The organism is Streptomyces sp. NBC_00829 (assembly GCF_045161795.1).
GTDB lineage: Bacteria > Actinomycetota > Actinomycetes > Streptomycetales > Streptomycetaceae > Streptomyces.
In genome coordinates this window covers 8,410,876-8,424,948 of the sequence record NZ_CP108867.1, presented here as the reverse complement: position 1 = coordinate 8,424,948, position 14,073 = coordinate 8,410,876, and the positions used below count along the sequence as shown (strand labels likewise).

11 protein-coding genes are annotated in these 14,073 nt (G+C 69.0%); 4 read left to right on the top strand and 7 right to left on the bottom strand.

Annotated elements, in window-relative coordinates; translation table 11 throughout:
* Nucleotides 1-60: 60 nt before the first annotated feature.
* The 6 genes from OG293_RS37560 to OG293_RS37535 all read right to left on the bottom strand — a co-directional run bounded on the left by OG293_RS37560 (nt 61) and on the right by OG293_RS37535 (nt 8,346).
* Entirely contained in the window at nt 61-1,815 is a 1,755-nt protein-coding gene (locus tag OG293_RS37560; protein WP_406003211.1) for a beta-galactosidase, read from the bottom strand.
* 50 nt (nt 1,816-1,865) lie between these two features.
* Nucleotides 1,866-3,779 (bottom strand): glycoside hydrolase family 5 protein, encoded by a 1,914-nt coding sequence (locus OG293_RS37555; RefSeq protein WP_406003210.1) that lies wholly within the window; start codon nt 3,777-3,779, stop codon nt 1,866-1,868.
* Between the two features lie 140 nt (nt 3,780-3,919).
* Nucleotides 3,920-4,765 carry a carbohydrate ABC transporter permease gene (locus OG293_RS37550; RefSeq protein ID WP_406003209.1) on the bottom strand — a complete coding sequence of 282 codons (846 nt, stop codon included), beginning with the start codon at nt 4,763-4,765 and terminating at the stop codon, nt 3,920-3,922.
* A 5-nt stretch (nt 4,766-4,770) separates the two neighbouring features.
* The gene (locus OG293_RS37545) at nt 4,771-5,760 is read right to left on the bottom strand and encodes a carbohydrate ABC transporter permease (RefSeq protein WP_406003208.1); all 990 of its coding nucleotides are present in this window, start codon (nt 5,758-5,760) and stop codon (nt 4,771-4,773) included.
* The gene (locus OG293_RS37540) at nt 5,760-7,028 is read right to left on the bottom strand and encodes an ABC transporter substrate-binding protein (protein WP_406003207.1); all 1,269 of its coding nucleotides are present in this window, start codon (nt 7,026-7,028) and stop codon (nt 5,760-5,762) included. The genes OG293_RS37545 and OG293_RS37540 overlap by 1 nt, the downstream gene beginning before the upstream one ends.
* Nucleotides 7,029-7,188: 160 nt before the next feature.
* Nucleotides 7,189-8,346 (bottom strand): ROK family protein, encoded by a 1,158-nt coding sequence (locus OG293_RS37535; protein ID WP_406003206.1) that lies wholly within the window; start codon nt 8,344-8,346, stop codon nt 7,189-7,191.
* 163 nt (nt 8,347-8,509) lie between these two features.
* Here OG293_RS37535 and OG293_RS37530 point away from each other — a divergent pair, with 163 nt between their 5' ends.
* The 4 genes from OG293_RS37530 to OG293_RS37515 all read left to right on the top strand — a co-directional run bounded on the left by OG293_RS37530 (nt 8,510) and on the right by OG293_RS37515 (nt 13,561).
* Nucleotides 8,510-10,627, top strand: coding sequence for an alpha-galactosidase (locus OG293_RS37530; protein ID WP_406003205.1), 2,118 nt, complete (start codon nt 8,510-8,512; stop codon nt 10,625-10,627).
* A gap of 41 nt (nt 10,628-10,668) precedes the next feature.
* Nucleotides 10,669-11,529, top strand: coding sequence for an alkaline phosphatase family protein (locus OG293_RS37525; RefSeq protein WP_406003204.1), 861 nt, complete (start codon nt 10,669-10,671; stop codon nt 11,527-11,529).
* Nucleotides 11,530-11,565: 36 nt separating this feature from the next.
* Entirely contained in the window at nt 11,566-11,700 is a 135-nt protein-coding gene (locus tag OG293_RS37520) for a hypothetical protein (protein ID WP_406003203.1), read from the top strand.
* Between the two features lie 73 nt (nt 11,701-11,773).
* A complete protein-coding gene (locus tag OG293_RS37515; protein ID WP_406003202.1) occupies nt 11,774-13,561 on the top strand; it encodes an alpha-galactosidase in 1,788 nt (595 codons plus the stop codon).
* On the opposite strand, the gene OG293_RS37510 is transcribed toward OG293_RS37515, so the two are convergent.
* Complete coding sequence (locus OG293_RS37510) at nt 13,444-13,881, bottom strand: winged helix-turn-helix domain-containing protein (protein ID WP_406003831.1); 438 nt, start codon at nt 13,879-13,881, stop codon at nt 13,444-13,446. The genes OG293_RS37515 and OG293_RS37510 overlap by 118 nt on opposite strands.
* Nucleotides 13,882-14,073 lie beyond the last annotated feature (192 nt).

The following is a 14,073-nucleotide window of genomic DNA, read 5'->3' as shown; positions in this document are numbered from 1 at the left end:
CGCGGCTACACAAGGCCTGTCGTTCCACCGGCCGAGGCGCGCTGTGCGGTGTCGTGGATGTCAGTCTTCGATGGGGCCCAGATCGGGCGTCCCCCGCAGTTCCACCGTCGGGGTGGTGGAACCGTGCAGTTCGAGGACCGTGATCTCGTTCCGGCCGGCCTTCAGGATCGGTGCGGGGACGTAGAGAGTGGTCTGCGGGCCTCGGGACCAGTACCGGCCGAGTGCGAAGCCGTTGATCCAGACATGGCCCTTGGTCCAGCCGTCCATGGCGATGAAGCCGTCGGCCGGCTGCTCGATGTCCAGGTGTCCGCGGTGGAAGGTCGGGCCGACCGAGGGAGAGGCGGGCTCGAACGCGGTGAAGGACAGCGCGCCCAGATCGTCGAGAGGCAGTGGCCGGCTGTACCAGCCGTCCGGGGCCGTTCCGTTGACCGTGACCTCGCCGAGCAGCCCCTTGCGGTCGTGCATGCCCTGCCCGTAGTTGACCCTGCCCTGGTTCTCCACCAGCACGGCCAGGTGCGCGCCGCGCCGGGGGGCGTGGAAGGCGAGGGTGTGCTCATGGCTCTCGCGTTCCAGGACGCCGACCGGCTGGCCGTCGACGAAGATCTGGGCGCGATCGTGTACCTCCCCGATGCGCAGGACGGCCGGCCCGGCCGCCGGGAGCGCCGTCTCGTACAGGATGAATCCGAAGGACTGGCCGAGCTGTTCCATGACCAGCGGGCGGTCGGCGTGCACCGTGCTGCCGAGCCGCTCGCACTGGTCCAGGAGGCTTGCGCATGCGGTGAGTTCGGCGACGGCCGGGGCGAGCTTGGGTGCGGGAGCGGGTACCGGTTTCTCGGGGAGGGGCGCGTACCGGGCGATGACCTCGCGGAAGGCGGCGTATTTGGGGGCGGGGTCGCCGGCCTCGTCCAGAGGCGCGTCGTAGTCGTACGACGTGACACTGGGCCGGTAGGTGCCCTTGTTGTTGGCGCCGTTGGTGAAGCCGAAGTTGGTACCGCCGTGGAACATGTAGATGTTGACCGAGGCACCGGCCGCGAGCAGCCGGTCGAGGTCCGCCGCGGCGTCGGCCGTGCTGCGGGTGACATGGGTGCCGCCCCAGCGGTCGAACCAGCCGATCCAGAACTCGCTGCACATCAGCGGCCCGGACGGCTGATGCGTGCGCAGTTGGGCGAGCCCCGCGTCCACCCGGCTGCCGAGGTTGACGGTGCGCAGGACGCCGTCGAGGCCGCCGCGCTGCAGGTCGGAGGGCTGGTCGCAGGTGAACAGCGGCACGTCGGTTCCGTGCCGGTGCAGCAGCTCCGCCAGATCCTCCAGGTAGCCGGAGTCGTCGCCGTACGCGCCGTATTCGTTCTCCAGCTGGACGGCGAGGATCGGGCCGCCGCGAGTGGAGAGGTACGGGAGTACGGGCGGCAGCAGGGCGCCGAGGTAGTCGTCCACCGCCTTCAGGTAGCGCGGGTCGCGGCTGCGCAGTTCGATGTCCTCGTCGGCGAGCAGCCAGGAGGGCAGGCCGCCGCCCTCCCACTCTGCGCAGATGTACGGGCCGGGGCGGAGCAGCACGTGCAGTCCTTCGGCGGCGGCCAGGTCGAGGAAGCGGGGCAGGTCGAGACCCGCGTCCAGCCGGAACTCACCCGGGTGGGGCGAGTGGAGATTCCACGGGACGTAGGTCTCGACCGTGTTCAGTCCCATCAGGCGCGCCTTGCGAAGCCGGTCGGCCCACTGCTCCGGATGGATCCGGAAGTAGTGCAGGCCACCGGAGATGATCCGCAGCAGTCGGTCGTCGAGACGGAAGCCGTCTGCGGCGATCTCGAGTCGTGCCATGGCCGTGGTGCTCCTCAAATGGTGGGGCAGATAGGACTGATGGGGGTGGGTCAGGTCAGCGGACGGCAGAGCAGGGCGTCGGGGACTCCACCGTGGAGCCACTTCCAGGTGAAGGCGACGCCGGCGATGTACTCGTTGTCGGTGCACTGGCCTTTGTAGTAGCCGGGGGCCCAGTCGCTTTCGACCGAGCCGCCCGTGGCGGGGCGGTTGTCGCCGTGGTCGAACCAGACCTTGCGGCCGTTCAGCGGCAGCGGCTTTGCGGACGGTGCGCAGAGCAGGCCGGCCATGGACTTGCCGCTGACGCTGTAGCCGACGGCGAAGGTGTTGTCGGGGCACTGGAGCTTGTTGTAGCCAGAAGCCCAGTCGCCGTGGGTGACGTAGCGCTCGTCATGGACGGCCACCCAGTCACCGGCTCCCTTGGCGGGCTGGTTCGCGTCGGTGCACAAGCCGCGCTTGTCGCTGCGGCCGAGGCCGATCAGGCGCTGGCTGTCGGGGCAGTTGCCCTTGCGGTAGCCGGGGCTCCAGTCGCCCTTGGCGAGCATGTGGGAGGAGACGTTGTGGTCCCGGAAGTCGAGGTTGAGCATGTTCCAGTGGTCGACCGGTGCGACCGGACCGGTGACACCGGGGGCGTTGATCAGCTTGTTCCAGTCGGCGGACCGCCAGTCACCGGGGTCGCTGAGGCTCTGTCGCTTGCCGGCCGCGTCGTAGGAGATCAGGGCCCAGTTGTCCTGCGGCGCGCCGCCTGCGCCGGTCCAGCCGACCAGTGGCCAGATGGCGAAGTCGGTGTCGTTCTCGACCAGAATATCGGTGAAGTTGGCGAACCAGGTCTTCTCCTTGGTGTCGTCCGACCCTCGGCCGGCGGCACCGAACTCACTGATCCAGACGGGGGCAGTGAAGTGCTGGCCGGACTGGGTGACGAACAGGGCCTCGTCGTGCACCAGTTGCTTCAGCTTGTCGAGCGGGAAGTCCTCGTACGGCCAGTCGTTGGTGTGCCCCGGTCCACTGTCGACACCCGTGTAGTTCGGCCCGGTGTAGCCGTAGAAGTGCGCGGCGTAGACCAGCTTCCCCGAGGCGGTCAGGGTGTTGGAGAGTTCACGGACCGGGGTCAGCATCGGCCTGCCGTAGTCCAGCCCGTTCAGCGGGATGCCGTACCAGTTGATGCCCTCCATGATGATCAGCATGTCGGGATCGGCTTCCAGGATGCGGGTGCCCGCCAACTCGAAGGCCGCGTACGTGTCGCGCTCGTCGCCCCAGCCCCAGTTCGGGTTGTGCCAGAAGTCGCGGCGGATCTCGTTGCGCAGGTCGGCGCCGACCACCCGCTTGTTCGCCTTGTAGCGGTTCACCAGGAAGAGCCAGTCCTCCTGCCACTGCTCGGCGGACTGGCTGCTGTTCCAGCGCTCGTTGCCGTCCAGACCGCAGCAGAAGCGGTAGGTGGTGGTGTGGTTGTTGAGGATGACCGCGAACCCGTCGGCGGTCAGGGCCGCGACCACCGCGTCGAACACCTGCAGCGGAGTCTTGCCCTTCAGCTGCGGGTTGGCCGCGACCGCGGAGTCCGGTACCACCGCGGTGTCGCGCATCATCGCGTTGGCGAACGGCAGGCGGATGGTGTTCAGCCCGAGCTCGTGGAAGTCGGCCGTGATCTGCGCCATCGGGGCGCGGTCCAGGCCCAGCGGGATGTTGTGCGACATCTGGTCCGCCTGGTGGTTCGCGGGATCGTTGACGTCGCCGCTGCCTTCGTAGGTGCCCTGAGCGCCGGCCCAGTTGCCGGCCTTCAGCTTGAAGCGCCTCCCATCGGCGTCGACGACGTACCGTCCGCGCGTGCTCAGCGGCCCCGTCCAGGACGCGGCGAGCTGCTCCCCGGTGAGCACGGGGAGGCTGGTGGTGCTGTCGGTGCGCGTGGCGGCGGCCACCGAGCCGGGGATGGCGCCGATCAGCAGCACTGCCGCTGCCAGCGCGGCGGGCAACGCCCGCGCAAGGGATCCTCTTAAGACAGGCTTGCGCCTGATTGGTCTCATGGTGCTGCCCTCCAAGGCGTGTAGGGGTGAAGGAGGTGCCGCAATGCCGGACCGGCGGTCCGGAGTCAGTGGGGGGCAGGCCAGGCGACTCAGCCCTTGAGGCCGCTGGTGGCGATGCCTTCGACGATGTGGCGCTGGGCGACCAGGAACATGACCACCAGAGGTGCGATGGTCACGACGGCTCCGGCGAACAGGCCGGGCAGGTTGATGGTCTGGGAGGTGAGGAAGGTCGACAGCGCGATCTGGGCCGTCCACGCGGACGGGTCCTGGCCGATGACCAGCGGCCACAGGAAGGAATTCCAGCTTTCGATGAAGGCGAGCGCGCCGAGCGAGGCGAGCATCGCTCCGGAAGACGGCAGCGCGATCCGGCGGTACAGACCGAGCCAGCCGAGCCCGTCCATGCGTCCCGCTTCCTCAATCTCGCTCGGGAGCTGCAGGTAGAAGTTTCTGAACAGCAGGACCGCGAAGGGGTTGAACAGCCCGGGAACGATGATGCCCCAGAGTGTGTTCACCCCGCCCAACGACCCGACGACCACGAAGGTGGGTACGAAAGTCACCGAGCCCGGGATCATCAGCGTGGCCACCACCAGCGCCAGCAGGACGCCGCGCCCGGGTACCGGGATCCGGGCGAGGGCGTAGCCGGCGGCCGAAGCCAGCAGCGTCGACACCGGGGCGGTGATCGCTGCGATCAGCAGCGAGTTGCCCAGGGCCTGGCCCATGTGCAGGGTGGGGTCGCTGAAAAGGGAGGTGAAGTTCTCCCAGTGCATCGTCGACGGCCACCACGTCCACTGCGGTGATGTCAGGCCCTGCGTGTCCATCAGCGCATTGCGCAACATCAGGTAGAAGGGGGCGAGGAACACCACCGTAAGGAAGCCGGCCACCAGGCCGCGTACAGGCAGACGTGACACCCGCAGGACATGTCGCTCAGTGGTCATGCCGCTCACTCCTCACCCTTGCCGAAGCCGGTGATCCGGCCCTGGAGCAGGGTTACGCCGACGATGAGGGCGGTGAGCACGAAGGCTCCGGCCGAGCCGAGACCGTAGTTCTGGGCGCCCATGGCCGTGTTGTAGAGATAGACCAGCGGGGTCTGCACCGGGGCCGTGCCGGTTCCGCTGAGCCCACTGCTGAACAGGTTGTAGAACTCGTCGAAAGCCTGGAACGCGGCAATGAACTGCAGCATCAGGACGGCGACCGAAGTGTTGCGCAGCATCGGCAGGGTGATCCGGCGCAGCAGGCGCGGGCCGGTGGCGCCGTCGAGGGCTGCCGCCTCGTAGATCTCCTTGGGGATGGCCTGGAGTCCGGCGAGGAAGAGCACCATGTAGAAGCCGACCTGGAGCCACAGACGCAAGGTGACGAGGACTGCCCAGTACAGCGGTGGTTCGGTGCTTTGGATCCAGGGAACCGGAGACATCCCGAACCAGTCACCGACCATGTTGGCGATGCTGGTCGGCAGGCCGCTGAACAAGGACATCTTCCACAGCAGTGAGGCGGCGACGTAGGAAACGGCGGCCGGGATCAGGAAGGCCGTGCGCAGCAGGGCGCGGCCGCGCCGGATCCGGTGCACCAGCAGCGCCAGCGCCAGGGAGGCGGCGAATGTCACGGGCACGATGAACACCGTGAACAGCACGATCTGTGTGAGCGACTGGCGGAACGCGGCGTCGGACAGCAGTGTCCGGTAGTTGTCCAGGCCGACCCACTGGCCCAGCGAGATGGTGCCTCGGGCTTCACTGAAGCTGAGCAGGAAGCTCCAGCCGATGGCGACGTACTTGAAGACACCCAGGCCGATCAGCATGGGGCCGGCGAGCAGTGCGAAGGCCCCCCAGGCCCGCCAGTCGGGGCGAGCCCGGCGGATGGGGGCGGCGCCCCGCGGCTGAGCCGCGGGGCCACCGGCACGCTTGCTGTGAAGCGTGGCAGAAGGTACGGGGTTCATCAGGAGCGCTGCTTGTCGATCTCGGGCTGAGCCTGCTTGGCCGCGTCGGTCAGGAGCCGAGCCGCGTCGCCTCCCTTGACGATTTTGGCTGCGGCAGCGCTGAACATGGTGCTCACGGCACTGTTCCAGGTGGAGGGGTTGTGCTTGCCGTACTTGGTGGCCAAGGTGACGGTCTCCTTGGCAGCGCCCTCGGCCAGCTTGTCGGCCTTGGCGGCGACGGATGTACGTGGAGGGACGTGGAAGCCGTAGCTTACCGACCAGTCCATCTGGAGGTCGGTGCCCTCGACCCAGAGCCACTGGACGAACTTCTTGGCGGCATCGATGTTCTTGCCCTTGGCGTTGACACAACTGCTCCAGCCGCCGACCCGCACAACGGGACTGCCGCCGGTGCCGAATGCGGGCCAGGGCAGGACACCGAAGTCGTCACCAAGTGCCTTCTGGATGGCGGGCATCGCCCACAGGCCGCACCACTGCATCGGGACGACGTTCTGGATGAACGCCGCGGGGTCCCACCAGTCGGTCGTGAAGCCGAGCAACAGGGAATCGTCCCGGTGCAGGCGTCGGAGGCCGGCCACTGCCTGGGCGGCCTGAGGGGAGCCGAAAGCCGCCTTGCCATCGGCGATCAGGGCGCCGCCGTTGGACAGCACGGCCAGCGCCGCTGAGTCGCCCAGGCCGTCGTTGCCGAGAAACAGGCCCTTGGTCTTCTTGGCGGTCAGCTCCTTGGCTGCGGCGACGAGGTCATCGAAGGTCCGGGGCGGGGCGATCCCGGCCTTGGACAGCACGCTCTTGCGGTAGAAGAGCATCATGATGTCGTCGATCATCTTGACGCCGTAGAGCTTGCCGTCGACGGTCACCATGTCGAGGGCGCCCTGGTTGAAGTCGGACTTGGCGCTGCCGTAGAGGTCATCGAGCACGGCTATCTGGCCGCGCCGGGCGAGGCTCTCGCTGAAGTCGCCGATCTCGAAGACGTCGGGGGCGGCGTCGGTGAGCAGCGTCGCGTTGAGCTTGCTGCCGTAGTCGCCGGGAACCCAGGTGACCTTGACCGCGATGTCCGGGTTGGCCTTGGTGAAGGCAGCGGCGTAACGGGTGAGGGCCTGCTGGGTGCCGGCCTCGCCATAGGCGTGTGACCAGACGTTCAGAGTGGTCTTCGCCCCGGCGGAGGCCGCGCCGGTCGGGCTGGTGGTGCAGCCGACTGCTGCTCCGGCGACGAACAGGAGGGATCCGCCGAGGAATCCTCTGCGGCTAAGCTGGGCTCTGCGTGCGCTCATTTCGCATCCTTGAGGGTGAGGTGTGAGGTACGGGTTGCTGTCCGGCGTGGCCGGTGTCCGACGTTCACAGCTGGCAGGCGGTGACGGACATCGGTCGTGCCGGAGGCTCGGGCCTGCGATCGGGATCCCGGCTGCCCGGGATCGGGGTGGTGGCACTTCCTCAGGGGAAGAGTGCCTGGATGCCGACGACGGCGGCGCTGCGGGCCCACTCCTCCCAGGGGAGTGGACGCAGGGTCAGTGGGCATTTCGCCGCTGCTTTGAAGCAGTGCGCCACGTAGGCGGCCTTGATGTGCGCTCCGAAAAGGTCGTAGGTGTCGAGCCCCTCTCCGGTGACGACGACGCGCTCGGGACCCACGAGGCTCACCAGGGTGGCGATGCCGACGCCGATAGCGTGGCCCGCCCTGGCGAAAGCGCCCTGCGCGGCGGGGTCTCCGCTGCGGGCGAGCTGAACGGCGCCGTCGAAGTCCATGTCCGGGTCGTCGGTGGCGCGGCGGACGGTGCCGAGGATTGCGTCGCTGGAGGCGATGGCCTCGACGCAGCCGGCCGCGCCGCAGTGGCAGCGGGGGCCGGAGGGGTCGACGCAGATGTGCCCTATCTCGCCGGCGACGCCGTACGCGCCGGCGACCAGCTCACCGTTGACGACGATCCCGGAGCCGATCCCGGCTCCGAGGGTGACCAGTGCGAAGTACTCGGTGCCGATGCCCTCGCCGAACCAGTGCTCGGTGACGGTCAGGGCCTTGACGTCGTTCTCCACGGTCACGGTCAGGCCGGTCGCCGCGGCGACGGTCTCGGCCAGCTGCACATCGCGCCAGCCGGGGAGCACGGAGTAGCGGACGCGCCCGCCGTGGCGGTCCACGTCACCGGAGACCGCGATGCCCAGGTGCCGGGTGCGGGCGCGGTACTCGGGTTTCGCGTCGAGCAGTTCGGCGACCAGGTCGGCCAGCAGCGCACACACCGCGGCGGGGTCGCGGTCGCCGAGCGGTCGGCTGGCGGTGGTGCGCATCCGGGCCCGTAGGTCGCAGACCGTGCCGAAGAGGGTGTCGGCACTGATCTTCACACCGACGAAGAACTCCCGGTCGAGAGTGACGGCCAGCGGGTTCACCGGGCGTCCGGCGCCCGGAGCGGTGCGCTCCGGGGGGAGCTCCTTCAGGTAGCCATCGTTGATGAGTGGCCGAGCGGCCTTGGTCACAGCGGTCGAGGACAGGCCCGTCCGGCGGGCCAGCTCAACCCGGCTGAGCGGGCTCTCGGCCAGCAGCAGGGCGAGAATGGCGGTTTCGGCCGGTGCGGTGACCAGCGGCTGCGCATGGTTGGGAAACACGGTGGCAACCTAGAGCAAATAAATAACTTCGTCCAGTATTGATTTTTCGGCTTCCATGCTCCTACTCTCTGGCCACCTCCGTGCTTCGGAGCTCTTCATCAAGACCGGCCCTCTGTTCCGCGCTTGATCGTCACAAACCACTCCCCACCCCCCGGGACCACCTGTGCCTCCCCTTGCCTCGCCCGTCTCCTTCGACCGCACTAGCGGGCTAGCCGTCCTGCGGACCCCGAACAGCGTCTACGCCGTGCGCGTCGGCGCCGACGGCAGCCCCCGGCATCTGCACTGGGGGGCGGTACTCGACACCGACGCCCTCGGTGGGCTGCCCGCGGCCACCTCACCCGCCGCGAGCAGCTTCGAGGCCGACCCCGCCCCGGACGAGCTGGCCTCGCAGACCGGTGCGCGGTTCGGGCCCGCAGGCCTCCAGCTGCGGTTCGCCGACGGCACCCGCGGCGCCCAGTGGCACTTCACCGGGCACACCGTCCGCGACGGGGAGCTGCGCCTGCGCCTGGCCGACCGCCGCTACCCACTGGCCGCCGAACTGTGCTACCGCGTCCGCCCCGACAGCGACGTCATCGAGCGCTGGGTGGAACTCACCCACACCGGAGCCGACGACTCGGGTCCGATCACCGTCGACCGGCTGGACTCGGCCTCCTGGACGGTACCGCCACTGCCCGACTACCGGCTCAGCCACCTCGTGGGCGGCTGGAACAGCGAGTTCCAGCTGCGGCGCGACCGGCTCCCGGTCGCCGAGACCGTCCTGACCAGCCGCTGCGGCCTCACCAGCCACCAGGCCAACCCCTGGCTGGCCCTCGACGACGGCACCGCCACCGAGGAAGGCGGCGAGGTCTGGAGCACCGCCTTGGCCTGGAGCGGGAGTTGGCGCATCGCCGTGCACCGCGACCCGGTCGGCCGGACCACCTGGACCGGGGGCTTCGGCCACGAGGGAATCAGCTGGACCCTCCAGCCCGGCCAGAGCCTGCACTCCCCCGTCTTCTCCGGCCTCTACACCCCTGGCGGCTTCGGCGCCGCCAGCCGCGCCTGGCACACCCACATCCGCACCAGCGTCCTTCCTGCCCCCGACCGCGACCGGCCCGTCCTCTACAACTCGTGGGAGGCCACCGGCTTCGACGTCGACCAGCCCGGCCAGACACATCTGGCCCAGCTGGCCGCACGTCTGGGCGCCGAACTCTTCGTCCTCGACGACGGATGGTTCGGCAGCCGTACCAGCGACCGGGCGGGCCTCGGCGACTGGACGCCCCGGCCCAAGGCGTTCCCCGACGGGCTGCGCCCGCTGGCCGACGAGGTGCACCGCCTGGGCATGGCCTTCGGACTGTGGGTGGAGCCGGAGATGGTCAACCGCGACAGCGACCTCTACCGCGCCCATCCCGACTGGGTCATCCACGCGCCGACTCGGGACGCCACCGAGCTGCGCAACCAGCTCATGCTGAACTTCGCCCGCCCTGACGTCGAAGCCTGGGCCCACCGGACCCTCGACCAACTGGTGCGCGATCACGGCGCCGACTGGCTCAAGTGGGACGCCAACCGGGTCGTCACCGAAGCCGGTTGGGCCGGCCACCCGGACCCCGACCGGCTGTGGATCGACCACACCCGCGCCGTGTACCGGATCATGGACCGCCTCCGCGCCGACCACCCCGGCCTGCGCATCGAGGCCTGCGCGGGCGGAGGCGGCCGGGCCGACCTCGGTATCCTCGCCCGCACCGACCAGGCCTGGACCTCCGACAACACCGACCCCGTCGACCGGATAGGCATCCAGCACGGCTTCAGCCAGCTCTTCCCCGCCCAGACCATGGCCGCCTGGGTGACCGACAGCCCCAACATCGCCACCGGCCGCACCACGCCCCTTCGGTTCCGCTTCCACGTCGCCATGGCCGGAGCGCTCGGCCTCGGCGGGGACCTGACCACGTGGTCCGAGGAGGATCTCGACGAGGCCGCCGCGCTCGTCGCCGTCTACAAGGAGATCCGCTCCCTGATCCAGCACGGCCGCCAGCACCGCCTCAACGGCCTCGGCGGAGTGACGGCCGTGCACTACGCGTCCGAGGACGGCGCCGAACACGCCATCCTTGCCTGGCGCCCCGCAACCCGCTTCGGCCACGCGCCCCCCGGGCTCGCCCTGCCGGCCCTGGACCCCACGGCCCGCTACCTGGACGTCGACGAGGGCATCGCCCACAGCGGCGCCGTTCTGACCCGGCAGGGCATCGACCTGAGGCTGCCCGCCGGCGACTACGCCAGCCGCCTGATCCGGCTGCGCCGGACCATCTGACCCCCGCCCTCCTCGGCACCCGACTCACGAAGGAACCGAACGTGGCCACACCCCGAGTCCTGGTCGTCGGTATCGACGGCGTCCGCCTCGACCTGCTGCCATCGCTGGACACCCCCAACCTCGACGAACTCGCGAACGCCGGCTTCCTCGCGCCCGTCCACATCGACGACGACACACCGACCATGTCGGGCCCCTGCTGGACGACCATCGTCACCGGCGTCGGAGTGACCAAGCACGCGGTCTGGGGCAACCGCTTCGACGGCAACCGCATCGACCTCTTCCCGGACTTCACCACCCGCCTGGCCGCCGAACACGGACGGCGCACGTTCGCCGTCGGCGGCTGGGCTCCACTCTTCACCGCGCAACACGGCGGACCGCTCTTCACCGCTCCCAGCAGGCTCTCCTACATCGCGCCTCGGGAGGACACCCCGGAGGCATGGGACGAGTGCGATGAGAACGTGACCGCCGAAGCCGTCAGGGTCCTCAGCTCCGGCGAGGACTTGGACGCCAGTTTCGTCTACCTCGGCGCCGTCGACGAAACCGCCCACTTCCTCGGCTGCGGCCCCGAGTACCGGAGCGCCATCGAGACCGCGGACCGAAGCCTCGGCCGGATTCTCGCCGCCGTACGCGAGCGCCCCAACGCCTCGGCGGAGACATGGACCATCATCGTCGTCACCGACCACGGCCACCGCGACGAAGGCGGCCACGGAGGACGCACCACAGAGGAACGCACCGCCTGGATCGTCGCGAACGGCCCCGGCATCGCACCCTCCACAGCACCGGACAGTCTCCGGCACGCCGATGTCGCCGCCCACGCCTACGCAGCCCTGGGCATCACGCCCGATTCCCACTGGACACTCGACGGACGGCCCTTCCACTCCCACACACCGCAGATCGCCTGACACCCGCGGGAAACCACCGCCCGTCACCGGCACAGGGTGGAACACTTCCTCACCCCCGCGACCTACATCTGCGACGACGACCAGCTCAAGACGCTGCCCCTCGCGCTCGCCGGCTTCACCTCGGTGAACGGAACCAGCACCCACTGCCCCTGTCCACCGCAATCGTCGTAGTCATGCCATGCGTTGTCATCTTCTTCGCAGCGCAACGGCACATCATCGGCGGTTTCTCCTTCACTGGATCCACATGACCACCTCACTGCCCGAAGAGGACACCCCCTGGATTCCGGGAGCTCCCCGGAGCCAGTCAACCCGGCTCCTTCCGCTGCCGCCCGGCGCCGCGTCCAACCTGCGCGCCTACATCACCGCCGTCGACGATGCAGCCGGCGTGTCCGCCGAGACGCGGACCGACGACCAGGACGGAACGCTGCGCCTACGGCTGCGCGGTCCGAGCACGGCCACCGCCGTCCTGCTGCTACCCGCCGCCGACCCTGTGGCCCTCTGGCTCCCACACAGCTCCAGCGACCGCTCCTCGCTGCCTCCGTCATGGGTCGACGACACCTCCGTCACCCCGTTCACCGGTCCCGCGATCGGCAGCCTGCTGGGCCGAGGCGACCGGGCTCTGGTCACCTTCGGTGCCACGACTGCGTCCGGGAGCCTGCGCATGCGCGCCGGCATGGTCGAGGAGACGGCAGACCTTCTGCTGTCCTTCGAGGCCGATCTCACCGAAGGCCCCATGGAGATCGTTCTCAAGCTCAACGGCGACCGCTTCGAGACTGCGGTCGCCACCGTCGGCCGCGCCCTGGGCATGACCCGCCCCCCGGTCAGCCCGTCCGAGTACGCTCCGGTGCTGTGCACCTGGTACTCCTTCCATCAGGCCCTCGACCCCGACCGCCTGCTGGAGGAAGCCGCAGCAGCAGCCAAGCTGGGCTTTGGCAACCTCATCGTCGACGACGGGTGGCAGACCGAGGACTGCGACCGCGGCTACGGATCCTGCGGCGACTGGAACATCCACCCCGCCAAGATCGGTGACGCATCCGCACTCGTCGAGAAGATCAGTCGCCTGGGACTGCGCACCCTGTGGTGGATCGGTACCCCCTTCCTCGGCCACCGTTCCAAGGCATACACCGACGACCTCCCCACCCTGTACGACGAACCGGATATGGAAGCCGCTGTCCTCGACCCCCGCTCCCGGCGCGCCCGAAGCCACCTCATCAGCCGTCTCGACCACCTGGTGGGCAGCACCGGCGCCGCGGGCCTGAAGATCGACTTCTTGGAGCGGTGGGCCGCTGAAACCACAACGGCACCGCCCGCCGACGCGGTCGAACCCTCCGTCACCCAGGCCGCACTCAGTCTCCTGGACGAAATCCATGACGCCCTCACCGCCCACGTGGCTCAGCCGTCCCTGGAGTTCCGGGCCCCCTACATCTCCGGGGACACGGTCCGTCGTGCCACCATGCTCCGCGTCGCGGACTGTCCCCTCAGCCCCGTTGTCAACCGCACCGGCGTGATCGACCTGAGGCTGATGACTGACGGGATCGCCGTGCACAGTGACCCCATCATGTGGGGCGAGGCTGACAGCCCAGAACGGGTGGCCCAGCACCTCCACAGCAGTTTGTTCGGCGTGCCACAGGTCTCAGTTGCCCTCACCGGTCAGTCCGAGCGGCAGCTGGCCACCCTACGGACCTGGATGCAGCTGTGGACTGAGTACTCCGATGTGCTCTTGCACGGATCACTGCGCGTGACCGGCATCGCCGGCAACTACACGGTTGCCGAAGCCAGCCTCAATGGAGCCACTGTCACCGCCCAGTACGCGCCCGCGTTCTGCGATATACCGCACGAAGCCAGTGAGTGGATTCTCGTCAACGCCCACGATGGCGAGGTCGCCGTCCGTACGGCCCGCACCCGTACTGCCGTCTACCGCATCAGCGACTGCGAGGGCAATGTCGTCGACGAAGGGACGGTCACATTCGAGGGTCTAAGCGTCCTCGGCATCCCACCCGGCGGCTTCGCCCGCCTTTCGCTGCTGGCCTGACCCGCTTGGGCGTGCCTGAAAGATCGCGCAAGTCCGTCATGTGACGGGTTGGCGGGGCCCTGCTGCTGGGCCCTCGCCTCCCGGATCGGACGGACATGAGTCACAACGAGAAGCCGGCCGTCGAGCCGGTTGAGGACGAGCTGGTGGGTGAGGCCAGCCGCGTCAGGCCGCTGCGGAGGGAAACCGTGACGACGCAGCCACTTGCCCACGCCCTGCTCAGTCATCGACACTCCGCACACCAGGCTGATCAGCGCCTTCACCGAGGCCCGTGTCCACAGCACCCCTCTCTGCCCGACGCCCACCGGAGTGTAGTCCCGCATCGCCTGCGACACGGCCCCGCGCGCGGACTCGCCGATCAACTCGCCCTTCCCGGCGCATAATTCACGCGGGCAGCCAGCACCGCCCGCCTGCCTTCGGCTCGCACGACCCGCGACCACGTGCCCACCGACCGCTCGGAGACCCCGAACACCTCCGCCGCCTGGACGCACATCCGTACCGCCCGGACTCCAGCG